At 33.1% G+C, this 22835-nt stretch carries 22 protein-coding genes and 2 pseudogenes; 14 read left to right on the plus strand and 10 right to left on the minus strand.

From position 1 onward, the window contains the following. Positions 1 to 822 precede the first annotated feature (822 nt). Both yjcZ (ACLHDF_RS23780) and ACLHDF_RS23785 read left to right on the plus strand, forming a co-directional pair. Entirely contained in the window at positions 823 to 981 is a 159-nt protein-coding gene (gene yjcZ, locus ACLHDF_RS23780) for a sporulation protein YjcZ (RefSeq protein ID WP_057237973.1), read from the plus strand. Positions 982 to 1358: 377 nt separating this feature from the next. Then, on the plus strand, positions 1359 to 2066 hold the full coding sequence (locus tag ACLHDF_RS23785) for a DUF421 domain-containing protein (RefSeq protein WP_413921057.1): 708 nt from the start codon (positions 1359 to 1361) through the stop codon (positions 2064 to 2066). Between the two features lie 65 nt (positions 2067 to 2131). On the opposite strand, the gene ACLHDF_RS23790 is transcribed toward ACLHDF_RS23785, so the two are convergent. The 4 genes from ACLHDF_RS23790 to ACLHDF_RS23805 all read right to left on the minus strand — a co-directional run bounded on the left by ACLHDF_RS23790 (position 2132) and on the right by ACLHDF_RS23805 (position 6098). Further along, on the minus strand, positions 2132 to 2524 hold the full coding sequence (locus tag ACLHDF_RS23790; protein ID WP_413921058.1) for a hypothetical protein: 393 nt from the start codon (positions 2522 to 2524) through the stop codon (positions 2132 to 2134). An 830-nt stretch (positions 2525 to 3354) separates the two neighbouring features. Next, positions 3355 to 3531, minus strand: a complete 177-nt coding sequence (locus ACLHDF_RS23795; protein ID WP_413921059.1) for a hypothetical protein — start codon at positions 3529 to 3531, stop codon at positions 3355 to 3357. 389 nt (positions 3532 to 3920) lie between these two features. After that, positions 3921 to 5077 (minus strand): IS3 family transposase gene (locus ACLHDF_RS23800; RefSeq protein ID WP_413921060.1). Its coding sequence is split into 2 segments (ribosomal slippage): positions 3921 to 4807 and positions 4807 to 5077, totalling 1158 coding nucleotides; the frame shifts between segments, so codons are not numbered across the junction. 304 nt (positions 5078 to 5381) lie between these two features. Beyond that, positions 5382 to 6098 carry a vanadium-dependent haloperoxidase gene (locus ACLHDF_RS23805; RefSeq protein ID WP_413921061.1) on the minus strand — a complete coding sequence of 239 codons (717 nt, stop codon included), beginning with the start codon at positions 6096 to 6098 and terminating at the stop codon, positions 5382 to 5384. Positions 6099 to 6813: 715 nt separating this feature from the next. Here ACLHDF_RS23805 and ACLHDF_RS23810 point away from each other — a divergent pair. The 4 genes and pseudogenes from ACLHDF_RS23810 to ACLHDF_RS23825 all read left to right on the plus strand — a co-directional run bounded on the left by ACLHDF_RS23810 (position 6814) and on the right by ACLHDF_RS23825 (position 10004). Continuing rightward, the gene (locus tag ACLHDF_RS23810) at positions 6814 to 7674 is read left to right on the plus strand and encodes an MSCRAMM family protein (protein ID WP_413921062.1); all 861 of its coding nucleotides are present in this window, start codon (positions 6814 to 6816) and stop codon (positions 7672 to 7674) included. A 703-nt stretch (positions 7675 to 8377) separates the two neighbouring features. Next, positions 8378 to 8788, plus strand: a complete 411-nt coding sequence (locus ACLHDF_RS23815; RefSeq protein WP_413921063.1) for a hypothetical protein — start codon at positions 8378 to 8380, stop codon at positions 8786 to 8788. Between the two features lie 171 nt (positions 8789 to 8959). Continuing rightward, positions 8960 to 9229: pseudogene (locus ACLHDF_RS23820) on the plus strand (4-hydroxyphenylacetate 3-hydroxylase C-terminal domain-containing protein); the annotation flags it as partial. A 553-nt stretch (positions 9230 to 9782) separates the two neighbouring features. Beyond that, positions 9783 to 10004: a hypothetical protein gene (locus tag ACLHDF_RS23825; RefSeq protein WP_413921100.1), complete on the plus strand. Its 222-nt coding sequence runs from the start codon at positions 9783 to 9785 to the stop codon at positions 10002 to 10004. A 224-nt stretch (positions 10005 to 10228) separates the two neighbouring features. Here the strand turns inward: ACLHDF_RS23825 and ACLHDF_RS23830 are convergent, their stop codons facing one another. Both ACLHDF_RS23830 and ACLHDF_RS23835 read right to left on the minus strand, forming a co-directional pair. Further along, positions 10229 to 10585, minus strand: a complete 357-nt coding sequence (locus ACLHDF_RS23830; RefSeq protein WP_413921064.1) for a YlbF family regulator — start codon at positions 10583 to 10585, stop codon at positions 10229 to 10231. Between the two features lie 975 nt (positions 10586 to 11560). Then, positions 11561 to 12073 (minus strand): spore coat protein, encoded by a 513-nt coding sequence (locus ACLHDF_RS23835; protein ID WP_413921065.1) that lies wholly within the window; start codon positions 12071 to 12073, stop codon positions 11561 to 11563. An 809-nt stretch (positions 12074 to 12882) separates the two neighbouring features. On the opposite strand from ACLHDF_RS23835, the gene ACLHDF_RS23840 reads away from it, so the two are divergent. Further along, positions 12883 to 13107: a spore germination protein gene (locus tag ACLHDF_RS23840; protein ID WP_413921066.1), complete on the plus strand. Its 225-nt coding sequence runs from the start codon at positions 12883 to 12885 to the stop codon at positions 13105 to 13107. A 220-nt stretch (positions 13108 to 13327) separates the two neighbouring features. Beyond that, positions 13328 to 14493, plus strand: a pseudogene (locus tag ACLHDF_RS23845) (IS3 family transposase). Positions 14494 to 15427: 934 nt separating this feature from the next. On the opposite strand, the gene ACLHDF_RS23850 reads toward ACLHDF_RS23845, so the two are convergent. Then, entirely contained in the window at positions 15428 to 16048 is a 621-nt protein-coding gene (locus ACLHDF_RS23850) for a polysaccharide deacetylase family protein (protein ID WP_413921067.1), read from the minus strand. Between the two features lie 619 nt (positions 16049 to 16667). On the opposite strand from ACLHDF_RS23850, the gene yjcZ (ACLHDF_RS23855) reads away from it, so the two are divergent. The 4 genes from yjcZ (ACLHDF_RS23855) (at position 16668) to ACLHDF_RS23870 (ending at position 18760) form a co-directional block, all read left to right on the plus strand. Next, complete coding sequence (yjcZ, locus tag ACLHDF_RS23855) at positions 16668 to 16811, plus strand: sporulation protein YjcZ (protein WP_413921101.1); 144 nt, start codon at positions 16668 to 16670, stop codon at positions 16809 to 16811. A 38-nt stretch (positions 16812 to 16849) separates the two neighbouring features. Beyond that, the gene (locus ACLHDF_RS23860) at positions 16850 to 16930 is read left to right on the plus strand and encodes a YjcZ family sporulation protein (protein WP_413921102.1); all 81 of its coding nucleotides are present in this window, start codon (positions 16850 to 16852) and stop codon (positions 16928 to 16930) included. Between the two features lie 581 nt (positions 16931 to 17511). Next, entirely contained in the window at positions 17512 to 17763 is a 252-nt protein-coding gene (locus ACLHDF_RS23865) for a YlbF family regulator (RefSeq protein WP_413921068.1), read from the plus strand. Positions 17764 to 18514: 751 nt separating this feature from the next. Continuing rightward, positions 18515 to 18760 carry a hypothetical protein gene (locus ACLHDF_RS23870; RefSeq protein WP_413921069.1) on the plus strand — a complete coding sequence of 82 codons (246 nt, stop codon included), beginning with the start codon at positions 18515 to 18517 and terminating at the stop codon, positions 18758 to 18760. A 762-nt stretch (positions 18761 to 19522) separates the two neighbouring features. On the opposite strand, the gene ACLHDF_RS23875 is transcribed toward ACLHDF_RS23870, so the two are convergent. The 3 genes from ACLHDF_RS23875 to ACLHDF_RS23885 form a co-directional block, all read right to left on the minus strand. Continuing rightward, complete coding sequence (locus tag ACLHDF_RS23875) at positions 19523 to 20113, minus strand: MerR family transcriptional regulator (RefSeq protein ID WP_413921070.1); 591 nt, start codon at positions 20111 to 20113, stop codon at positions 19523 to 19525. A 415-nt stretch (positions 20114 to 20528) separates the two neighbouring features. Continuing rightward, positions 20529 to 20786, minus strand: coding sequence for a hypothetical protein (locus ACLHDF_RS23880; protein WP_413921071.1), 258 nt, complete (start codon positions 20784 to 20786; stop codon positions 20529 to 20531). Between the two features lie 72 nt (positions 20787 to 20858). After that, complete coding sequence (locus ACLHDF_RS23885) at positions 20859 to 21560, minus strand: class I SAM-dependent methyltransferase (RefSeq protein ID WP_413921103.1); 702 nt, start codon at positions 21558 to 21560, stop codon at positions 20859 to 20861. 284 nt (positions 21561 to 21844) lie between these two features. On the opposite strand from ACLHDF_RS23885, the gene ACLHDF_RS23890 reads away from it, so the two are divergent. Continuing rightward, positions 21845 to 22054, plus strand: coding sequence for a YppG family protein (locus tag ACLHDF_RS23890; protein ID WP_413921072.1), 210 nt, complete (start codon positions 21845 to 21847; stop codon positions 22052 to 22054). 327 nt (positions 22055 to 22381) lie between these two features. Further along, a complete protein-coding gene (locus ACLHDF_RS23895) occupies positions 22382 to 22486 on the plus strand; it encodes a YjcZ family sporulation protein (protein WP_081715117.1) in 105 nt (34 codons plus the stop codon). The last annotated feature ends 349 nt before the right edge of the window (positions 22487 to 22835 follow it).

Here is a 22835-nt window from a genome sequence, read left to right on the forward strand (position 1 = left end):
AATCCTTTAGGTGAATGCTGTTACATCAAGGATGTATAAAAAGCTGCATAATAAAGAAACTTTACCCTCATCGAAACCCCTCTACGCCAAGGGGTTTCTTTTCCCATGTGTTTCGGAAAGAGGTATTATGTTAACTAACTCTGTATATCATATACAGCTTAAAAACAGAAAAATCTACTGCTCCTGCACAGTAGATTTTTCTGTTTTACATATTACTACTTATTGGACGATTAGACGATTATCGGAATCATCTTGAGTAGTTTGTTCAAATGATAGAAAAATATTCAATTTAGGCAAGTTACCTAAAGGAAAATGAAGGCATATAATATAGCTCGAATAAATTTCGTCTCACACTTAGAATCCTTTTAACTTCATTTTTCACCTTCATAATTTACAAAGTCAAAAAAAAGAAAAAACAATCTGTATTGGAAGACAGATTGTTTTTTCTTTTAAAATAGAGATGGCTTTATCGAAGTGGCATTCCTAGAGCCTTCTCTAATAATATTCAAAACCTTTTCAAATAATGAATTCCAATAAAATCCATTATACTAACTAAATATATATATGATATACATCTAAAAAACAGAAAAACTCCCAGGCGGCAGGGAGTTTTTCTGTTTTTTTAACAACTGCAAATCCGTTAGGGAGGGTGATTGATCTAATGGGATTCAATGTTATGGTTCATTCATTCTATGTAAACTAATCTAAATGGTTTATATATATCTACAAAAATCCTATTATTTCTACCAGTGCAGAGTATGGAGGAGCATTTTCACTTTTTATACATATCTTAAAAGTATTAAACATGTAGGGGGTGGAGATATGGGCTTTGGAGGTTACGGTGGCTGTGGTTATGGCGGCGGTTACGGCTATGGCGGTGGTGGCTGTGGTGGCGGCTTTGCCTTAATCATTGTACTATTCATTTTATTAATCATTATTGGCGCTTCTTGTTTTGGCGGAGGCTTTGGTGGCGGTTGCTAATAATTAAAGGTCATTTTTATTTTAATTATTATTTAGCCTTATTTCCTATTTTAAAAAGTTAGCTTCATGCTAGCTTTTTTATTTATCCTCACTGTTTATACATAGTAATTGCCGATAGAGTACATCATGTTAACTAGAAATGAATAGCATATACAGCCTAAAAAGCAGAAAAAACTACGTCGTCGGAGAGAAGTAGTAGTTTTTTCTGCTTTATTGCTAAAGGATTTCCGAAGATGCCTCACGGCGTCTTGAATAGTTTGCTCTAATTGTTAGAAATTACTCATTTGTATAAGATAGATATCTTTATGTTAATAATTAATAGCTAATAGTTGATACTAATTTTGAGGTTTTCGACTAATACTTAGGATGTGAATGTATTGGATTTTTTTTATAGTCAAGAATCACTCACTTCAATTCAATGGATTCTAAGAGCAGTTATTTCTTTTTTCTTCTTACTCATTGTTACTAAAATAATGGGACAGCGCTCGCTGTCTCAGTTAAGGTTACTTGATTTTATAATGGCTTTATCGATAGGGAATATTATTGCTCATCCTTTGTCAGATCAACATTTAGGAATGAAGGGTTCTATGATCACGATAGGTGTATTGGTCATTTTATATCTTATTATGGTATTTTTAAGTCTTAAGTGGTTAAAATTCACAAAATTTGTCGATCCTTCGCCCTTTCCTCTTATAAAAAATGGGGAGATACTTTATAAAGGTCTAACTAAAGCTAGGATCCCCATTGATGTTTTACTAACAGAATTAAGAAAAAAACAAATACATGATATTCAACAAGTTGCTCTAGCATTATGGGAATCAGATGGTACTATCTCGTTTTTTTTAGAATCTCAGTATCAAACACTAACTCCTAAAGATATGAAGCTAATGACAAAGTCATTCTCTCTTCCTATAACAATCATTAAAGATGGAAAGATTGATTTTGAGGAATTAAAACAGACGGGTAAAGATGAAAATTGGGTAAAAAATCAGATTAGAACAGTACATAGTTTAGATATAAAGAATATTTTATTAGCAACTATTGATGATAAGAATAACAAAATAAATGTGTTTTTATATAAGTAATTATGCAGTCCCATGTGTATGTTTAAATTACCTTACAAAAAAATTAACAAACAGATATAACTGTTTTAAGGTATAAAATCCATTATATCTGTTTGTTTTTCCTCTTGTAGTATTTCAATTCCACCTATAGCTTCTAAAGCATGAGCAAAGGATTTAAGGGAAACCCCTATTATTTCAAGTTCTTGAGCTTTAAATGTTATCTGTTCATTTATTGCTGAAACTTGTTGTGTTACTCCTATAGTCTGTAAAAATTGGCCAAACGTTTCAATCCAAACTGCAGATACCACTTTTTCATCACCAGATGATGGATCTTCATTGATTAAAAATAAATTTGATACCCCAATGGTTTCAATAATTTGGCCAAACGTTTTAATCCAAACCCCGATTGCAATTACATTTTCAAATTTTAATTTCAGGTCTTCGTTTTCTGTATATTTGTCGCCTTTTTCTGTCTCCATATATTTTCACCTCGGTTATTGGAGTTCTATAATGTTTATTTATTATTAAATTTTCATCTGAATGCAAAAGAGACATTGACACTATGTCAGCCAATGTCTCTTTTACAATAAAGATTTCTTTATCTATATATTATGTTTTAATATTGATTTCTGATTATTTTTGATAAAATCCATTATGTTAACTAACCTTATATATTCTATACAATATAAAAACGGAAAAAACTACTGCTCCTGTACAGTAGTTTTCCTAGTCGTTGAAATATAGATGTTATGTTGATAATGCTCTATTCCATCTTGAGTAGTTTGCTCTAATTATTTTTTATTATTCATCTGGACAATTTGCTTAGTAATGGACAGCAACATATAGTATGTATGATAAATACCACAACTCTTACTCTATTTTCATCCTTTGTAAGGATGGCAAACAGCCCATGAATTAATTCATGGGCTTCTTTCTAGTAGCAATATATGAACTAGAGATCTATTTGAAGAGCAAGGAGGTTGCTCAATATTATAGTATGCAAAGTGATGAAAAGGGGTTGGACAGGCGCTAGTTTTTTATAAAGCTTGTACTATTTTTGTGTCTTTTTCCTATAAAATTCATTATGTTAACCAAAGATGTATACCATATACAGCTTAAAAACAGAAAAAACAACTGACCGGACCCAGTTGTTTTTTCTGTTTTTTTGAACGGAAAATGAATCCAGTAACTGGTATTTCTATTTATATTTTTAATCACCTCTCTTGTACTTACTCCAAAACTTAAACAGTTGAATAAAGTAGAAGGTAGAAAATATATCTAGGAGGTTATATTTTGGAGCATCAAGACTTTAATTCTGGAGAACAACTTTTTCTTGGAGATGAAAGACAACCATATAGCCACTACCCATACCCATATCCAAGGCCAAGACCAAGACCAAGACCATATTATCTATACTATTACTCACCATATTACTATCCACGTCCACGGCCATATTACCCATATTATCCACCATATTATTATCCATATCCATATTACCCTTGGTACGGATATGGGGGAGGCTATTGAAAAGAATCACATTCATAGTAATTAAAAGGAGTCGCATATGTGGCTCCTAAAATCAGTAAAAATATAGTATAAATGTTTTTCTTGTTTATGCTTCAAGTTGGATATAGGTGATCTTATAAATGAAAAATACATAGTATTAATCTGGATAAAAATATAACTTTTTATTTTTATGTCCTTATATTTCAAATAAATACCAAAAAACCTTAGAATCATTGATTCCAAGGTTTTTTGATTCTCGTAATTCACATTATGTTAACTAAAGATGAGTAACATATACAACTTAAAAACAGAAAAAACTACTGATGTGGGGACTGACCCCTGATTTCGAGACAGGGATCAAAACACCTTTTAAACAGCCAGTTGTCGGTATTGTACCGGTGACTGGTTGTTTAGTTTCGTTTGAATACGGATATGGTTATAATAAGTAATGTAGCTTTCGACAGTTTGTTCTACGATGGCAGTCGTAGTACATGTTAACCCGTCGAGGTAAAACGTTTCAGACTTTAGGCTGGAATGAAACGATTCAATGGAGGCATTATCTGCAGGTGTCCCTTTGCGGGACATACTCATGATGATGCCTCTTTCTTTGACTTTTCGTTGATACGCATATGATGTGTAAACCGAACCTTGGTCGCTATGCAACGTACATCCCTCAGGTAAAGGAGGGAGTTGACTTAATGTATCTAAAACAAATTCTACGTTTTGACAATCACTCACTGAATACGCAGTGATTTCACCATTAAATAAATCTTGAATACTTGAAAGATACAACTGTTTAGGTCCAAAAGGCAAGTAGGTAATATCGGTAACCAGCTTTTGAAGAGGACGCTCTGCTCGGAAATTACGGTTTAACACGTTTTCTGCAACCTGATAAGGTTGTCCTGTTTGTTTCCGTTTTTTCCTTTTCACACGACATGGCCAACCGTATTTCTGCATGACACGCTGCACTCCTTTATGGTTGATATGCATGGTTTGATTGAGTAACGCTGTAATTTTTCGATAGCCATATCGAAATTTATGTTTACGGCACTGTTCACCAACTTTTCGTTCTATCCATTTCTTTCTCCTTGTTTCTTCTCCTTGCTCATTTTTGTGCCAACGATAATAAGTGGATCGAGGAATACCCAGGCACTGACAGATTTGAGAGATAGGCAGTTTCTCTTTTAATCCCTCTACTAAGTTCAATACTACTTCTGGTACCACTCCCTTTCCAACTCTTTGTACTTTTTTAAGACTTCAATCTGTTGTTTTAAATATCGATTTTCAGCTTGTAACTTTGATGGAGTATCTTGAGAATGAGGCCCTTTTCGATGGGTGTATGTTTGCCCAACGGGCTGTGCCAGGCGATAGGATTCTCCATTTCTATGCCACCTCATCCATGTTTTGAGTTGTGTATGGTTGCGGATCTGTAAAGTTTCCATCACTTCTTTGACCGGTACTCCTGCCAATCTCATTTCAATTGCTTTTAATTTCCCTTCTACTGGATAGCTCACTCTTTTTCCCATAGAAAAAACACCTCCGAGTTATTGTTAGGTACTACATACCCATTTTTTAACTTAAAGGTGTTTTTTATTTGTCTCACTCTATGGGGTCAGTCCCGTGCAATCAGTAGTTTTTTCTCCCATTTATAGAAAGAGACAAAATGTTTCGTCGCATAATTTATGATATGTGAAGTAATTACAAGTGTTTGGACAAATGCTGATATTATAAAATTTTATTAGCTTTGATTGATATAGTGAGAGTATACAAGTAGGAGTTAAAAGTTTCTTTTATGATTTTTGAAAGAAACAAATACAACAACTCTGCTTCTTATTGAATGATATTTAAGTTTTGTGATTTCATTAGCTTTACGACTGTTTCACCCATTTGTCTTCCCAATCTTAAACCTTCATCATTGTCTACTTTAAAATGTACCCCAGCATATAAACGAGATTGAGCGCTTTCTTTCATCAAATTTTTTATTTTTGCCGATTCTGTGGGAAAGAAATAACTTAATAATATTTCTGAACATCCTGCAATAGTAGCATGGGCAGAAGGATAAGATGGGAAACGGGGAGTAATCAATACAGTAGATAAATTTCTCCCATATTGATTTGGTCGTGCTACATCCCATAGATATTTTAAAAACCATGTGATTACGAATGTATCGTTTATAGCAGCATTGGAATACCCTAGTGCTCTGGCAATATTAGGTGATCCTAATTTATATTTTTCACCTAAATCAAAAATCATAGCAGTAATTTTTGCACTTAGTTCACCCGTACCCCAATATCGCGCAATTTGTCTTTGTTGAGGGGTTAGCGACCTTAATGTTTGATCCACTAGAAAAAGTTCTGTTTGCCAATTAATCTCATTAGGATTTTTAATTCTCCAATTGATAGGTTGATGAAAGGGGTCTAAGAAATTATTATCTCTACCTTTTGAAAAGAAAAACATTGGCCAATATCCTGCTTCTGAAGAGCCTTTAGGAGGGGTTTTCTCTCCGTCATAAGGGTGTTCTTTCCATTTCCTATAACTTTCTCGCATCAGTCCCACCCCCTTACAGAATTTATTCCTCTTGTTCTTTATGATTGCAAATAATAAAATATGTCACTATCTTATTTTAGAAATAAACCCCTAATATTACTTTCTCAATTTATAGAGGAAAGAATGTATATAGCTTAAAAACAGAAAAAAACTCCCAGGCGGCAGGGAGTTTTTTCTGTTTTTTTAACAACTGCAAATCCGTTAGGGAGGGTAACTGATCTACTGGGATTAAATGGGGTGGTTCATTCATTCTATGTAAACTAATCCAAAGGGTTTATATATATTTCTACCATTGCAGAGTATAGGCGGGCATTTTAATTTTCTATACATATCCTAAAAGTATTAAGCATATAGGGGGTGAAAATATGGGCTTTGGCGGTTGCAGATATGGTTACGGTGGAGGCGGCTGTGGTTTTGGCAGCTTTGGTGGAGGTTGCTAATAATTAAAGATCATTTTTATTTTAATTATTATTTACCATTTTAAAAAGTTAGCTTCATGCTAGCTTTTTTATTTATCCTTACTGTTTATACATAGTAATTTCCTATAAAATCTATTATGTCAATTAAAGATGTATAAACATACATCATAAAAAGAGAAAAAATTAGTTTTATTGTATATAAGTCTATACTTGTCTCCTGTCACATGCATATCTTATTACTAGTATTTTAATGTGAATATATGATTTATAAGATAATGTGAGAGGTGACAATCATAATGGCAATCATTGATAGATATAAGCTTCAACCTAGTCCTTTAATCACGATTGATGGTCGCAAAGAAGAAACTAATAATTTTCAGTTGCAAGCTGCTCCACCTGCAGAAGCAGGTATCATTTCAGGTACTGTAAGACGTCCGGATGGTACCGCAATTCCATTTGCCACAGTAAAATTATTTGATGCCAATGGTCTCCCTTTTGAACACAATAATAGTAATCCGGCCGGCCAATTTATTTTCCCACGTGTTCCGGTTGGTTCCTATTTTATTACGGCTGCTGAACCAGGGTTTTTAACGCCACTTAGAGTTACTGTTACAGTTTTAGCAAATAGAACAACCACCGTACCTATTACAATGCAAGTAGATCCCAATGCAAACAAAAATGCGATTTTTGGAATCGTTCAAACTTCTACAAATAATCAACCTATTGAAGATGCAACGGTTGAATTATTCAGGATAGCGGGTACTACTACTGAAATAATAGGTATCGTGAGTACGAACAGCGAAGGACAATATTTATTTGCCGATTTAGAAAATGGTAACTATTTTGTTGCAGTAAGCAAAGCAGGTTTCTTATCTAATCAGAGTAATCCAGCTACAATTTCAGATAGAGACTTTGCTTCTGTTAATATGATTCTTGTTGCAGATCCAGATTCTAACACTGGAACCATAAGTGGAATTATAACAGATGCTGCAAACGGTCAGGCAATAGCTAATGCTATTGTTGTCTTATATTCTGTTTCTAATGGGATTGAAAACATTATTGATATCACTAAAACGAATGCTGGTGGTTTATATTTATTTGGGGACTTAGGGGCAGGTATATACCGGGTAAAAGCACCCCTTCAAGTGAAGTCGTAATAGGAGTAGTTATTAATGAGCCCTATTTGTTGGCAAGCAGTCCTAGTTTTGAATTATCTTCTGAACAAAAGATAGTTTTACTGAGAAACCTTTTGGAATTACCTCCGATTGTAAAAAGGTAATTTAAAGATAACAGAGTAAAGGGAATTGGAATATGTGATGATGCTTTATTGTATTTTGAATAGTTTGCTCTAGATGTAAAAAAATTAATCATTCATATAAAAAGAGAAAAAACAATCCGTGGGAGGTGGATTGTTTTTTCTTAAGGAAAGATCAGGCTGATAGTTCCTGATTGTATTTTATGTTTCTCATTTTGCGTTATGACTATCTATAAAACCCATTATGTGAACTAATGTTATATATGATATATAGCGTGAAATAGAAAAAACTACTTCTGGGTCCGAGAAGTAGTTTTCTCTTCGTAATTTGATGTATTCAGTGTTTATAATTTATAAAATGTATCATTACTGAAAGTAAATAAACAAAATAACTTTTTGAGCTTTTTGTTTACATCAATAAAATCCATTATTTTAACTGGAATTGTATAGATTATGCGTAATAAAAATGTCTTTTTTCAGGAAACAATTGTTAATATGAGATAAAAATGAGAAAAACAGTGTATTACCTTGAACAGTTTGTCCAGTTCACTACTGATAGTTATGAATAAAATATATTATTAAAAGTAAAGGAGGTAAACTAACAAATGGGTGATAAAATCACATCAGGTCCATTTTTTATACCATTATTTATTGACGGTACCAGCAATCTACCTGTAGACCGTTTACTAATTGGTCTTAAAAATCCTACTAATCACACTAAAACTGTCTGTGTAACGGTTGACCGTTGTGCGGATACTATTTTTCCAACTACTGCTCCAGAATCTACAATTCTCAATCAACTAGTAACCCTACCATCAGAACACTGTACAGTTTTAAGGATTTTTGCTGGTCCGACTACTTTTCAAGGTGATAACATGCTTCGTGTAACAGTTGAAGGTGATACAGATAAGGAAGCAGAAGGCATCGAAGTAGCATTGTTCGGAGGTAATGATGGACGTCCAACTGTAACAATGGTGTTTAAACACGAAGACTTTATTGAGGTAGATGAAGATTAAACGAAATTAGATCTAAGGAATCCATTTTCTGATCTACATCAAGTAAATCATTTATATATAAAAGACATGGGTTAGCGTATGTCACCCATGTCTTTTTTTGATTCTAGTAACAAAACTTAACTCGCAGAGCACACCATATTGATGGCGATAGTTGTCAATATGGTGTGTTCTTATTTTGAACTTCCTAGAAACTCCATTATGGTAACTAATCCTTTATCAGATTTGCTGAAAAAATATTTTAATGGGGCGAATCTGGGTGCAGAAAAAAGAACAAAATTATTTAAATTAGCTTGGGATCTTGTTGGAAGTCCTTTAGGATCAAGGCATGAGTTATATGAACGTTTTTACGCAGGAGATCCAATACGTAATATAGCTAATCAATATAATAATTATGATAAACAAAGATTTAAACAAATTTTAGAAAGGTATTTAGATTATTAAACAGTTTAGTGGAGTAACGCGAAACGAGTATTTATATCGCAAATACGATGCTTGTACTAATAAAATATGTAGCTAAAGGAAAATACCAACCCCTATTTACTACTTAAAGATTAGTCTTTTCTAATAGTAATTAGAAGTAATAACAACTTAAAGTTGATATATGCTAAGGAATAAAGATTAAAATATTGAGCAAGATATGAGCATCCACCACTTTAAAATCCTTATTCTTTAGCATAAAAAGACTATCTCTTTTGACTGGGAAGAGATAGTCTTTTTATGTTTTTGTTCACGATTAGGTAACTTGCCTATTAATGAAATTTCATTTCTTGAGCAAATTACTCAAGAGCAGAGATGTTCAGTTGAAATAAAGCTTATCCTATTTTTGATACTTTTATGGGTTAAATAGTAGGTATATACTCTTTTTGACATATTTTTTATAATTCAAAGACATTCACCCAAGAAAGTAGATAGGTAAATGCATATTCTTTATTTGATAAGAAAATAAAAATGGAGGTTCCCCTTAATGAATTCAGAAATGTAGTTTTCATCCGATATATACCCTCAAGAAAACGATGAGAGAATTTTTGGTAGGCCGTTTGGTAGACCTTTCGGCTTTGGACGTCCATTCGGTTTCGGCAGGCCGTTTTTTGGTAGACCCTTTGGCTTTGGTTTCGGTGGCCTCTTTATTGGCGTATTATTAACTGGCGCATTACTTTCTCCATATGGATATTATGGATATCCTTACCCTTACCCCTATGTTTACCCGTATTGGTAAATGATTGTTGTTACTAACTTGTGGTTTAAATAAGATAAATATAGTTTCATTAATACTGCTCTTATCTTATGTAAGATAGTCATCGAAAGTTTGGGTATATGTCCTAACCCGTTTTGGAAAAATTTTTATCAAAAGTAAAACTCCCTAGTTTTTTTAAATCTAGGGAGTTTTACTTTGCTGACTAAAAGATATGACTCTAGTACTTACATACCTTTATTTTGGGATTACCCTTCTTCAAAATTACCGTAGATTTCTTGAAGAGGCTTTGTAATCATTTTATTTAATTCCATAATCAGCATACTCATGCGTTGTTCAGCTGCCATTAATCGTACAATCTTTTCATTTTGTTGGACAATTTCCTCAATTTTTTGAACTTCCTCGATTTCATCGTGCATAATTTTCTGGCCCATCATCTGCTTATGTTGTAATTCCATGTGTAAATCGTTGAATTTATTAAAAAGCTGCTTTGTCTCTGGATCAACATTAACTTCTCTATATCTTCTCTTCAAGCTTTTAAATTCATCGCTTCTACGCAATACCTCTTCAAAGTCATGGGTCATATCATATAAGTTTATAGCCATTGGAAAGATCCCCCTAATATCGTCTTTATCTGTAAATCCAAAAAATCCCTTAGATTGTTTGGATTCAGATCAGATTTTTATTTTAAAAAAGTGTTTTGAAAAATCATGATATTAAAACACAAGTCATTCTATACACTGTATCCATTTATTCAATTTAGGTAACTTGCCTATTAGAAATAAACTTTTATTTTTTGAGCAAACTATCCTGGATACCATAAAGTATCAAATACCACTAATTTGAGCATTCACACACAAAGACAGTCATTTTTTAAATTAAATGGCTGTCTCTTTATTTTTAACCTTGTTAATCATAAAAAGAATGCTGCAAAGCTCAGGACATAAACTCCCATCAGAGAAAGGGATACTTTTGATAAAGTATAGCTTGATCTCATTTCTCCTACAATTCCCACTTTAAATATGTTCATTACAAACGATGCATCTGTCATACTTAACGCTAGGATTGAAATAATTAGTGAATAAAAAAATAGTAGAAAATTTAGATAAAGTGAGCCCTTGTCCAACCCCTTTTCATCACTTTGCATACTATAATATTGAGCAACCTCTTTGCTCTTCCAATAGATTTCGACTTGTACATTGCTATTAGAAAGAAAAAGACTATCTCTTTTGACCGGTGAGAGGCGAGAGATAGTCTTTTTCTTTTTTAACTCTATAAATCTGGAAGGCGCAAAAAAAACGGAGGTTGAGAGTTACTGATTCCATAACCTAAATTATTCTTCCTACACTATATGTGTTCGTTCCCGATTAGGTAACTTGCCTATTTGGAATAAACTTTTATTTCTTGAGCAAACTACTCAAGATACGTGAGGTATCACTCTTAAACCCTTGATACGTTACAGAAAAAACTACTGCTTTCTTCCTTTGTCAGTAGTTTTTTCTCTTTTCAGCATGTATACAATATACAAAGTTAGTTAACATAATGTAATTTATGAAAAGTAGTCTATATTTTATAGCTCTTTAGTAAGGCATATTTAATGCTTTTTTTGCATTTTTCACATCATTCATACGAAGAGTGGTGAGATCATAGGCCGGATAATACCCTTTTCGATACATATAGGTAAAGACTTTATAGTGTAAGTTAATGGCTTTTTGTAAATGACGATTAAATATCTCATGTAGGGATGGAGTAGCTGTTTCTGTAATAGCTGTAGCATAGGAACGAACAGAAGTTTTTGTGAAACCTAATAAACTTCCAGAAAAGAAAGCTGACTCATCATTTCTCACCTCATGTTGTCCTTCAGGATACGGACCATACTCATAAAATGATAGTAATTCAGTAAGGTTCCCTTGTATTCCCTCGATCGCTTCTAAGTACAAATTCTTTAGTTCTCGATCTTGAATTTTTCTTACTGCCTTTTTAAATTGAATTAGACCGTTAGTTTGAAAGGCAGCTAACTCATGTAATTCGAGTGTTTCATGCCAAGCTAATTGCTGATGGTTCCTTCCATCGTCATAAGGATAATAATTCATATACACACCTCTTTCATGTTATGAATTACTATACTCATGGATGATTACATTGGATAATTGTCCATATATAAGAATAAAGATTTATATCTTGAGCAAACTACCCAAGACACTGTAAGGTGTTAAATACATCTATTTAGAGCATTCACAAGAAGAACTACCTTACTCTCATGGGGTAGTTTTTTCTGTTTCAAGATGTTACGCAATCAGAAATTATAAGATGATTGATGCTTCACAGCATCTTGAGTAGTTTGCTCAAATGATAAAAAATTATTATTATTCATAATGGACAATTAACTTAAAAGTGGTTTGGTGAATAGAGTATAAGTATTATTGATTATATTTTAACATTAAGACTTTATAGGGTTACCTATCTTTCTAAGAAAATGACATTCTTACAGATTTATATAAATCTGCTCTATAGATAGAGGATATAGGCTATTCATTAGACCATATCTTCTTTTGACACAAAGTAGGTGATTACGTGTTTTATTCATCTTTCTACACTCCCTTTCCTTACACTTTCTATCCTTATTTTGTCCCTTCTTTCGAACGGCCTACTGGATTTGTACTCGATTCTAGTGGGGAAATTAATAGTTGGTAGGGGAATTATCCATTGGGGAATCCAGCTAAAGCACCAAAGTATTACGGTGCGGGAGAAGCTCCTATTTCCGGACCCCTCGTACCTTTCAGTTTAAGGGGTTATTATTAAACTATAAGTAATTAAAGGGTACTCTTTGAGGATTATTATTTGAGGCTTGTTGCTACTAACATATCTACTCATATAATTTATAGTATAGGAGGAGATGCAAATGCCATCTGTTGTAGGCGCAGTCAATATCGGTAGTTTATTCGGCTCAGCACCCACTGTTGAATTTGGTGATTGTTTTAAGATTGCACCAAAGAGTACATCTATAGCTGAGGTAGGGGCTGGATCAGGTAATACAGGTAACTTTATGAATGTTATTAACGAGAGAAATTCAACTAATACTAAGAGTGGCAGTATATTCAGTCAGAATATATCTGGTAGTCTCTAACCTAATCTATATAATTAAGGAACTCATAGAATAAATTATATTTGGATCTTTTCCGATAAAACGTTTTCTGTTAACTAAAGATTTATATCATACACACCTTAAAATTAGAAAAAACCTACTGCGGAAGGGACTGACCCCATAGAGTGAGACAAATAAAAAACACCTTTAAGTTAAAAAACGGGTATGTAGTACCTAACAATAACTCGGAGGTGTTTTTTCTATGGGAAAAAGAGTGAGCTATCCAGTAGAAGTGAAATTAAAAGCAATTGAAATGAGATTGGCAGGAGTACCGGTCAAGGAAGTGATGGAAACTTTACAGATCCGCAACCATACACAACTCAAAACATGGATGAGGTGGCATAGAAATGGAGAATCCTATCGCCTGGCATAACCCGTTGGGCAAACATATACCCATCGAAAAGGGCCTCATTCTCAAGATACTCCATCAAAGTTACAAGCTGAAAATCGATATTTAAAACAACAGATTGAAGTCTTAAAAAAGTACAAAGAGTTGGAAAGGGAGTGGTACCAGAAGTAGTATTGAACTTAGTAGAGGGATTAAAAGAGAAACTGCCTATCTCTCAAATCTGTCAGTGCCTGGGTATTCCTCGATCCACTTATTATCGTTGGCACAAAAATGAGCAAGGAGAAGAAACAAGGAGAAAGAAATGGATAGAACGAAAAGTTGGTGAACAGTGCCGTAAACATAAATTTCGATATGGCTATCGAAAAATTACAGCGTTACTCAATCAAACCATGCAAACCATGCATATCAACCATAAAGGAGTGCAGCGTGTCATGCAGAAATACGGTTGGCCATGTCGTGTGAAAAGGAAAAAACGGAAACAAACAGGACAACCTTATCAGGTTGCAGAAAACGTGTTAAACCGTAATTTCCGAGCAGAGCGTCCTCTTCAAAAGCTGGTTACCGATATTACCTACTTGCCTTTTGGACCTAAACAGTTGTATCTTTCAAGTATTCAAGATTTATTTAATGGTGAAATCACTGCGTATTCAGTGAGTGATTGTCAAAACGTAGAATTTGTTTTAGATACATTAAGTCAACTCCCTCCTTTACCTGAGGGATGTACGTTGCATAGCGACCAAGGTTCGGTTTACACATCATATGCGTATCAACGAAAAGTCAAAGAAAGAGGCATCATCATGAGTATGTCCCGCAAAGGGACACCTGCAGATAATGCCTCCATTGAATCGTTTCATTCCAGCCTAAAGTCTGAAACGTTTTACCTCGACGAGTTAACATGTACTACGACTGCCATCGTAGGACAAACTGTCGAAAGCTACATTACTTATTATAACCATATCCGTATTCAAACGAAACTAAACAACCAGTCACCGGTACAATATCGACAACTGGCTGTTTAAAAGGTGTTTTGATCCCTGTCTCGAAATCAGGGGTCAGTCCCCGAAGAAGGTAGGTTTTTTCTGCTACGTAATTAAATTTTATGAGTGATGCCCCATTGCATCTTGAGTAGTTTGCTCAATTTACTATTTATTCGTTCTATAATTATCAAAAAAAGAAACAAACTTAAACAGAATATTTCTGATTACCATATTCATTGCTAAATGAATTGTATTAGAACTTTACCTACTTTAAAGCATAATCGTAAAAAATAAAATTAAGAAGGTGATAAAATGTACCATCATTATGATGAAAGTGGTTTATACTACGGATCTTATGGAGATTTAACTCATTCCCATCCAATACACACTTTGCTCACTCAATATTGGTATCAAACTCATTATCCAGGATTTCACAAAAAATCTGTTCATGTTTATTATTTAAATCCAGCTCTTATCCATTACTATATGAACTAAAGATCTATACCTTATACAGCTTAAAAACAGAAAAACCCCCTATTTCCGTAGGGAGTTTTTCTGTTGTGCGTACCATCATTTTTAAGGCGATATTTTCTTGAAAACATCTTAATAGTTTGCTCTGGTTATGATGTTTTAATTCATATAAAAAGCAAATAACCCATGAGTACATTCTATTCACGGGTTATCTACTGGTTCAATTCATGAGCACATTGGGTACCTTTTTAGATTATATGCTTGTCTTTAAAATTCTATGACTTGTTTCTCTCAAAAAACAGGCTACTCCTAAGCCGTTTAGAAAGGTGGCAGGGTAGTTTATTAGGTGTAATGGATTAGAAACTGTAACGAAGGGACTCTACCCATGTTGAATGGTTTGCTCAAATTCTAAGAACTTATATATAGAAAAAAACTACTGAAGGTAGTTTTTTTGTTTTATTAAATATAAAACTGTACTCCTACTTCCCACTGATAACTTTTTACACTAAGACCATTTTTCAATCTTATATGCCAGTTGATGAAACTCTGGGACCGTTATAAAGTGATAATTATTTTTTATTAAATATTTAATAATTTTAGGTAATGAAGCAACAGTTTGATTTCGAGGCCCACTACCGTATTGATCCCCATCATGCATTACAATCAGATTATTGTTCTTTAAATTTTTAATAATATATTGATGTATAGCAAAGGGAGATTTTTCATGCCAATCTTGGCTATCTATATTCCATAAAACAGAAGTCATTCCGAATTTTTCAATAGCAGCAGCAGTCTTATCGTTTATTGAACTATAAGGTGGACGAAATAGATTTGGAGAATAGCCTATTATTTTCTCTATTTCAATATTTGTAGAATTAATTTCCCTCCACAATTCATTCTTGGAAAGAGTTGTTATATCGGGATGATTCCACGTATGATTTCCAATTACATGTTTTTCTGTATCAATGCGTTGTATTAAATTTGGGAATTTCTTCACTTCAGAACCAACAACAAAGAATGTCGCAGGTATATTATATCTTTTTAGAATATTTAAAATGTAGGCTGTATAAGCCGATGGTCCATCATCAAAAGTTAGGGAAACATACTTGGGTGAATTAGGATCCATATTTTCCCTCCTTAAATAAAATAATTATATGTGAAAATCCATCAATTTGTTTATATAAGCAGAGGAGACTTTTATTGTAAGATAATTTTCACTATTTGGTTTCAAACCTTAATTTTATAGACATTAGTGTAAGCCGTTTTGCTATTTCTACGCGGAATATTTTACCAGTTTATAAAGAAATCCCATTCATATTTCCTTCACAGGACCTGTTACTAAAACCGCCTAAGTAACAGGTCTTTATTTAATAATCGTCAACATACTCTAAATTAAATGAATTTATTGGAAAGAAATATTTTTGAATATGTATATTTTTTTAACGAAGGCCATACCCCCGAGTGTTAAAGAATATGGCTTATAGATAAGTTTGTGTGAGTTATTACATGAATACTATATGTATTTTATAATCATTATGTTCTTTATATTATATTTTCTAAGATAGCATCTTCTTTATAATAACAGGCTTTTCCGTCATAATTTTTATATACACAATAATAATGACGATAGGCATAAAATTTATTTTTATGTCTATTAATGTGTTTGTCCAATCGAATTTAACTTTAAGGACATACCTTAGAGTAGAGATTAATTTTTCTTAGTATTTAGTGGAGGTGAGTTATTGATGTGTTGGGGTGGAAACAATTATGGTGGCTGTGGCTACAGTGGATCTAGTTATGGTGGAGCTGGTTTTAGTTTGGCTTTAATTCTCGTTTTATTTATCTTATTAATTATTGTAGGTTGCTCATGTTTCAAGTCTTCCTATTAATTAATCCTATGATGTAAAAGTAGGAGGTGTTATAGTTAATGGCATTTTCATTAATTGTTGTTCTATTTATTTTACTTGTCATTGTAGGGTGTTCTTGTACAGGATTTGGTGGATATTAATTCATTTGTTGAGAATATAAAGGGCAGAATTAAGTTTATCTGTCCTTTTTTGTTTTATATGGATTGATCTAAAAAACCATATCTTTATGAAGATATGGTAAGTAAATAATAAAAAACAAAGAAATGTAATGTTATTATATGGATCTTATTATCGAGTTGTTCCATATGGATTTATATTAATGTACAGGAATCGGGAAGCATACTTAAGAAGAAATTGTTAACTAAACATGTATATCATATGCAGCTTAAAAGAAAGAAAAACTCCTGGTGCCTGTTCGGGAGTTTTTCTGCTACATTTATTTAACCAAAGGATTGAAGTCTTTAGGCGTCTTGAGTAGTTTCTCACATTGTTAAATGTTATTCGTATAGACAATTTACGTAAAAATGGGTCAATGAATATAGTGAAGTTAGAATGAACTGTATCTTAATATTGTAATTTATTTAAACGCTCTTTTTTTAAATAAAAACCTGATCTAAATAATCATCATAATGATTTTTTCATGTTTACAGATAAAGCCGATGGGATTAATAATTCCATTAGCTTTATTTACTATAATTTTGATACTAGGAGGATATTTCCCTTGGATGTAAACTTATATGACATGACTCATGACTTTGAAAGGGTATTACGTAGAAGCAATGAATTTAAAAGCTTAAAGAGTATATATAGAGAAGTTAATGCTGACCCAGAGGCAAAGCAACTTTTCAATAAATCCCATAATTTACAAATAGAATTGCAAAATAAGCAGATGACAGGTCGAAAAATTATGCGGGATGAAATTGAGGAAGTCCAGAAAATGGGGGAATTTGTTCAGAAAAATGAAAAAATTTAACGATTAATAGAAGCTGAACAACAGATGAATATGTTGGTTATGGAATTAAATAAAATTATTACAAAGCCTCTTCAAGAAATTTACGGTAACTTTGAAGAAAGATAATTCAAAAACAAATGTATGTAATTATTAGAAACATATCCTTTATTCAGCAAAGTAAAACTGCTCAAGTTTTTTAAAACTAAGGAGTTTTAGCCTTTATGAAATTTTTTATAAAAGTGATTAGGACATATATTCAGACTTCCCATAACTATTTTACATAAGATAGGAGCAGCATTTATAAAACTATATTTATCTTATTTAAATCATAAATGCTCAACAACAACCATCATAACCATATGGGTAGCCATACCCGTAACCACCATGCCCTCCATAAGGATATCCATAACCACCAAATCCAAATTTGGGTTTGCCAATAAATCTTTTATCTAAATTCAGGAGAAAAACCTACGTCTTGTTTTCTTATCAAATCAAGAATATGCACTAACCTAGATACTCTCTTGGGCAAATGTCTTTATTTAATGAAAAATAAGTAAAAAGTAATAAAAGAGAAAGCCTATTTTCGGAATTATTAGAGTTATTTTTAAGCTGAAAAAACTACTTGTTCAATATCCAATTTTAAAAACCATTGGGGTTAAAAATCCCAATGGCTTTTAGTTATTAATGGCATAGCCCATATTTAATGGAGATAGGCTCTTTACAACTTAATATCCATAAACTATAAAAGCTAAATAGAGAGAAGGTGAATTCAATGCAACAAGGACACTCTTCATATGTACCGTGGGAACAATGGCATCAGCACCACCCTCATAGTAGCTGGCAACAGTGGCACCAACAGCACCCGTACGTACCATGGGAACAATGGCACCATCACTATCCTCATAGCACGTGGCAGCAATGGCATCAGCAAAATCCATATGTGCCATGGGAACAATGGCATCAGCACCACCCTCATAGTAGTTGGCAACAATGGCACCAAACGTATCATCAGAGATAATAGGATTTACTTTCCACAGAAAAAACAAAGTGATCATAGTAGCCTAACTTAGTGTCCAATAAATATTGACAAGACCAGTCTAACTTTTTGGGTTCAGTTCATTTATAAGTGGTTTTTCATTTTGATTATTATTTATCTTTATTTCCTGTTTTAAAAAGTTAGCTTCATCCTAGCTTTTTTATTTATCCTTATTGTATATACATAGCAATTACCGATAATTCGTTTTAGTTAATCGGAAAAACTGATAATAAAGATTATCAGATATATCAGGGTTGTTAGTTCGAAATCCTCTCATGACAAACATTGAGCATTCTTGGTTGATACAGTCAGCTGTATTAGGATTGAAAATTACTACACAATGTAGCCAAGCTAAACTGCCTAATGTACCTGATTCAGCTCTCTATGTAGCTTTCTTTTAATATAAACAGATTATTAAAACCATTATATAACGTTATTATAGTAGAGAATAGAGACCTACAAAGTCACGAATAAAGAGTCTCATCAAGAAATATCCACTCAGCATCAGAAATGTATTTATAACCGTTTAGTAACGCACTTGTAACGGTTATTAAACTTAAGTTAAGTTCATGATTTTAGAAATGTATTCAGAGCAGCCCATAAGTTTAACTCAAGTCAAACTTGTATTGAGGAGGAGGACAGAACCTGTATAATCACCCGGCTTTGTTTTTTTGCAGGGTTTTTAGGATAAAATATTGAATAATCTAACCTATTTAGTAGCCTTTTTCGACTTTTTTGTTTGTTCTATTTCCCGAATAGACGAGCGAAGAAGCTTTTTTTTTGTTCCTCTTGTTTAGCAGCTGCTACTTCATTTTGAGCAATGAACAGCATTTCCTCTTTTCTCTCTTTTTGGTGTTCTCTGATATATTCTAACAGCTTAGTATCCCTGTCTTTTACATCAAGCCTATGCTCATTTAACTGCTCCTGGAGAGAATCAATTTTTTTGTTTTGCTCCAGTATTAATTTTTGCTGTTCAGTGAGGGCTTTCATAAGCATATCTAGTTTTTCGATTGCAACGTCATTATAATGCTCGTTTTCAGTAGATATTTCTGTAACGTCTGGGGTTATAGAATCTTTCTTGTACATTGGTATTACGCCTTTTATGGCCGTTTCAAGCGTTATACCAGGTTTATTTTTAATATCTGTAATCCTTCTAAACATTGAAATGTTTGTATCGGTATATGCCCTGTTTCCTTTTTCATCTTTATGGAATACAAAACCCTCCGTTTCAAAAATCCTAGCGTACTTAGTCACTGTCTGTCTTTGAATATTTAATTGTGACGCTACTTCACCAGGAGAATAAAGAGCTTCAAAGTTTCCTTGTAACCCTTCCATAACTTCACCTTCCTTTATAACGGAATTACAATATGAGGTATATAATGGATTATAACCATTTCGCTATATTAACCCTATAATCCTATCATAAAGATAAACAACTATTAGAAAAGTAAAAGTTCCTTTCTAGATCCTTTTTCTATTCTCAGTAGTTCTCGAAAGGATTAAGTAATTAACTAACTACAGTTAATTAAGGGGTATTGGGGAACATTACCTATTTTGCTAGCCTGTTCAGTAAAATAAAATAGAAGAAACTACCCTATGTAAAATCATTCGGTTAATTTTATGGGGTAGTTTTTCTATCCTACAATCGAAAGAGTTTGGACATGGTTAGATATAAAAACAGCCGTTGGAATAATTAATTCCAACGGCTGTTTCTTCTGATAAAGCTCATTATGATGTTAATTTTGTGTTTTTACCAGAAAAACAATGAAGCTAATGCAAAACCTGTAATTGCTCCCAGTGCCACAGCATAAGGTGCTCCAAACCCATAAAAACCTCCACCATAAAAGCCATAGCCAATACCACTTCTACGTCTCATAGGCTGAATATATACATGACTTGGAGTTACCCTTGTAATACGTCCAAGATGCGTTCGACCATAACGATCATTAATTCTTACGGTACGTCCACGGTGTCGATGACAAAGTTGATAATAGTTTCCGCCGCTCATTATTAGAACCCCCTTTTTATCTGATATGATATGAAAAGGAAGTCCTAAATGTCTGGACGAGTGTCTTGGAAATTAGGAAATACAACGAAATATACAAAATCCTAATAAATTTTGATACTTTTTAGTTAATCTCTCATGATCATCAAGTAAATCGTAAGCATTTGAAGGGATTTCATCAGATAAATCAAATTCTGTTCCAAAATCAATGTCTTGCTCTTCCTCTTCTATTTTATGTCCACGCCTACTTATTACGGTGGAGAATCCTGCTTTTTTCCAGTGTTCGACCCATTCCATTTCATTAGGGATGGATTGAAAGTGGTAAAATTCCGAAATTAAACGTTCATCCTGTTCTGTCATTTGTGGTTCTTTTACCGTTTCAATAGCTAAGATAATTCCCCCTTTTTTTAGCACCCTTTTACATTCCTTTAATGAAGAAGAAAGGTTTGTGAAAGTAGCAACAGATTCTAACAGAATGATATCAAATGACTCGTTATCAAATGAAAGATTCTCTATATCTCCAATTATAGCCTCGCAGGGTAAATTTAACTGTTTAAATCTTTTATTTGCCTTTTGCACCATAGTTGCATTTATATCACATGCTGTTATTTCGCATCCATATCTGCAATATAGGTATGCAGATGTTTGTCCTGTACCACAACCTATATCTAATATGGAGGTCTCACTAGTTATTTCTTCTTTTTCCAATAACTGTTTTGTTAAATATAAACCGCCAGGATGTGCCCCACCAACCCCTAGTAAGGCAAGCATATCCATATACTTCACATGAATCACCTCGTATTTTTGTATGTAACAAGGTATGAGAAAAAAAGGAAAAGGTAATAACTTAATAAAACATTTTTTAAATGTATAGAAATTTAGATTTATATTGCTTGTAGAAATTTGCAATGAATTAGTAAGTATAAATTCCCAGTATCTTAATAAAGGTAGCCTTTTTAATTCAGGGGTTATCTTTACTTAAAACTATTATTTTAGGCGGTCATTCTTACTTCTTGTACATATTATAAAATTAACATAACTAAAAGGAGATCTTTAATTTAATGTATAGAAGAACACGTCGACCTATAAACCCTTTTTTTCCACATCGATTTCAGCGTCCGAATATAAAACAAAATAACCAAAGTCTATTGTCCTATTTTCGTACATCAGATGGAAATTTAGATTTTGATAAGATTGCTGGTACTGCGCAGCAAGCAAAGGGCTTATTTAATCAGTTCAGTCCCTTCATTACAAAATTTCTTAAAAAATAACGTTATAATTCCTTAGGAAATGTTGTGAGGTCCTTATATTTTATTTCCCCCCTATAAACCTTTGATATTACTCAATTTATAGAGGGGGATTATTATATCGTATATAGCTTAAAAACAAAGGAACTACCGTGTCTCAAGTCGTATTTTCCTTAATAGATAACGATCATATGAGCATAGAAACTTATAAAAACTTAATATGTAGAACAAAAGCCTATTTTACAAGAGCAATAAACCATATGGCCGCTTAAACATATACTAAAAAGGTGCTATACCCTACTCATTAGTTATTTTTATTTAATTAAAAAAATCCAAAGGGGTGTTTATTATATGTCTGAATGTGGCGGATATGGATTTGGCGGGGGCTTTGCCTTCTTAGTTGTGCTATTTATCCTTCTTATCATTGTTGGATGTAGCTGTTTTGGCGGTTGGTAATCATTGCAAAATAGAGCTCAAGTAAGTCCCTAGGGCTCTATTTTTTGTTCTTATGAGGATTGAATATGTAAGCAGACTGAGAGGGTAAAACAGTCTGCAATACTGAAGGGCTACATATAATAGGTTCTTAGGATAATTCATTGTATGTGAAATTATAGAAAATGTTTATATAAGTTTTATTTGTTTATACCAACTTTTTATTTTCTTTGTAGCATCACTTTTATCATGGTATTGTGCAACTTAATGAAAAAGTTTTAAAAGCCATACCAAGATGAGTATGACTCCTAGATAAGGACGATTAACATGTACTGACGTGGACGCTGGTACCCACCACTTATATATATATGTA

The organism is Priestia megaterium (assembly GCF_046599315.1).
In the GTDB taxonomy this organism is placed as follows: domain Bacteria; phylum Bacillota; class Bacilli; order Bacillales; family Bacillaceae_H; genus Priestia; species Priestia megaterium_F.

Coding starts and splice junctions, on each gene's coding strand:
- ACLHDF_RS23890 (WP_413921072.1), top strand. CDS start 21,845: ATGTATAGAAGAACACGTCGACCTATAAACCCTTTTTTTCCACATCGA.
- ACLHDF_RS23790 (WP_413921058.1), bottom strand. CDS start 2,524: ATGGAGACAGAAAAAGGCGACAAATATACAGAAAACGAAGACCTGAAA.
- yjcZ (WP_057237973.1), top strand. CDS start 823: ATGGGCTTTGGAGGTTACGGTGGCTGTGGTTATGGCGGCGGTTACGGC.
- ACLHDF_RS23860 (WP_413921102.1), top strand. CDS start 16,850: ATGGCATTTTCATTAATTGTTGTTCTATTTATTTTACTTGTCATTGTA.
- ACLHDF_RS23895 (WP_081715117.1), top strand. CDS start 22,382: ATGTCTGAATGTGGCGGATATGGATTTGGCGGGGGCTTTGCCTTCTTA.
- ACLHDF_RS23835 (WP_413921065.1), bottom strand. CDS start 12,073: ATGAATTATTATCCTTATGACGATGGAAGGAACCATCAGCAATTAGCT.
- ACLHDF_RS23810 (WP_413921062.1), top strand. CDS start 6,814: ATGGCAATCATTGATAGATATAAGCTTCAACCTAGTCCTTTAATCACG.
- ACLHDF_RS23795 (WP_413921059.1), bottom strand. CDS start 3,531: ATGGATAATAATATGGTGGATAATATGGGTAATATGGCCGTGGACGTG.
- ACLHDF_RS23840 (WP_413921066.1), top strand. CDS start 12,883: ATGCCATCTGTTGTAGGCGCAGTCAATATCGGTAGTTTATTCGGCTCA.
- ACLHDF_RS23880 (WP_413921071.1), bottom strand. CDS start 20,786: ATGAGCGGCGGAAACTATTATCAACTTTGTCATCGACACCGTGGACGT.
- ACLHDF_RS23805 (WP_413921061.1), bottom strand. CDS start 6,098: ATGCGAGAAAGTTATAGGAAATGGAAAGAACACCCTTATGACGGAGAG.
- ACLHDF_RS23870 (WP_413921069.1), top strand. CDS start 18,515: ATGCAACAAGGACACTCTTCATATGTACCGTGGGAACAATGGCATCAG.
- ACLHDF_RS23815 (WP_413921063.1), top strand. CDS start 8,378: ATGGGTGATAAAATCACATCAGGTCCATTTTTTATACCATTATTTATT.
- ACLHDF_RS23885 (WP_413921103.1), bottom strand. CDS start 21,560: ATGGATATGCTTGCCTTACTAGGGGTTGGTGGGGCACATCCTGGCGGT.
- ACLHDF_RS23830 (WP_413921064.1), bottom strand. CDS start 10,585: ATGGCTATAAACTTATATGATATGACCCATGACTTTGAAGAGGTATTG.
- yjcZ (WP_413921101.1), top strand. CDS start 16,668: ATGTGTTGGGGTGGAAACAATTATGGTGGCTGTGGCTACAGTGGATCT.
- ACLHDF_RS23875 (WP_413921070.1), bottom strand. CDS start 20,113: ATGGAAGGGTTACAAGGAAACTTTGAAGCTCTTTATTCTCCTGGTGAA.
- ACLHDF_RS23850 (WP_413921067.1), bottom strand. CDS start 16,048: ATGGATCCTAATTCACCCAAGTATGTTTCCCTAACTTTTGATGATGGA.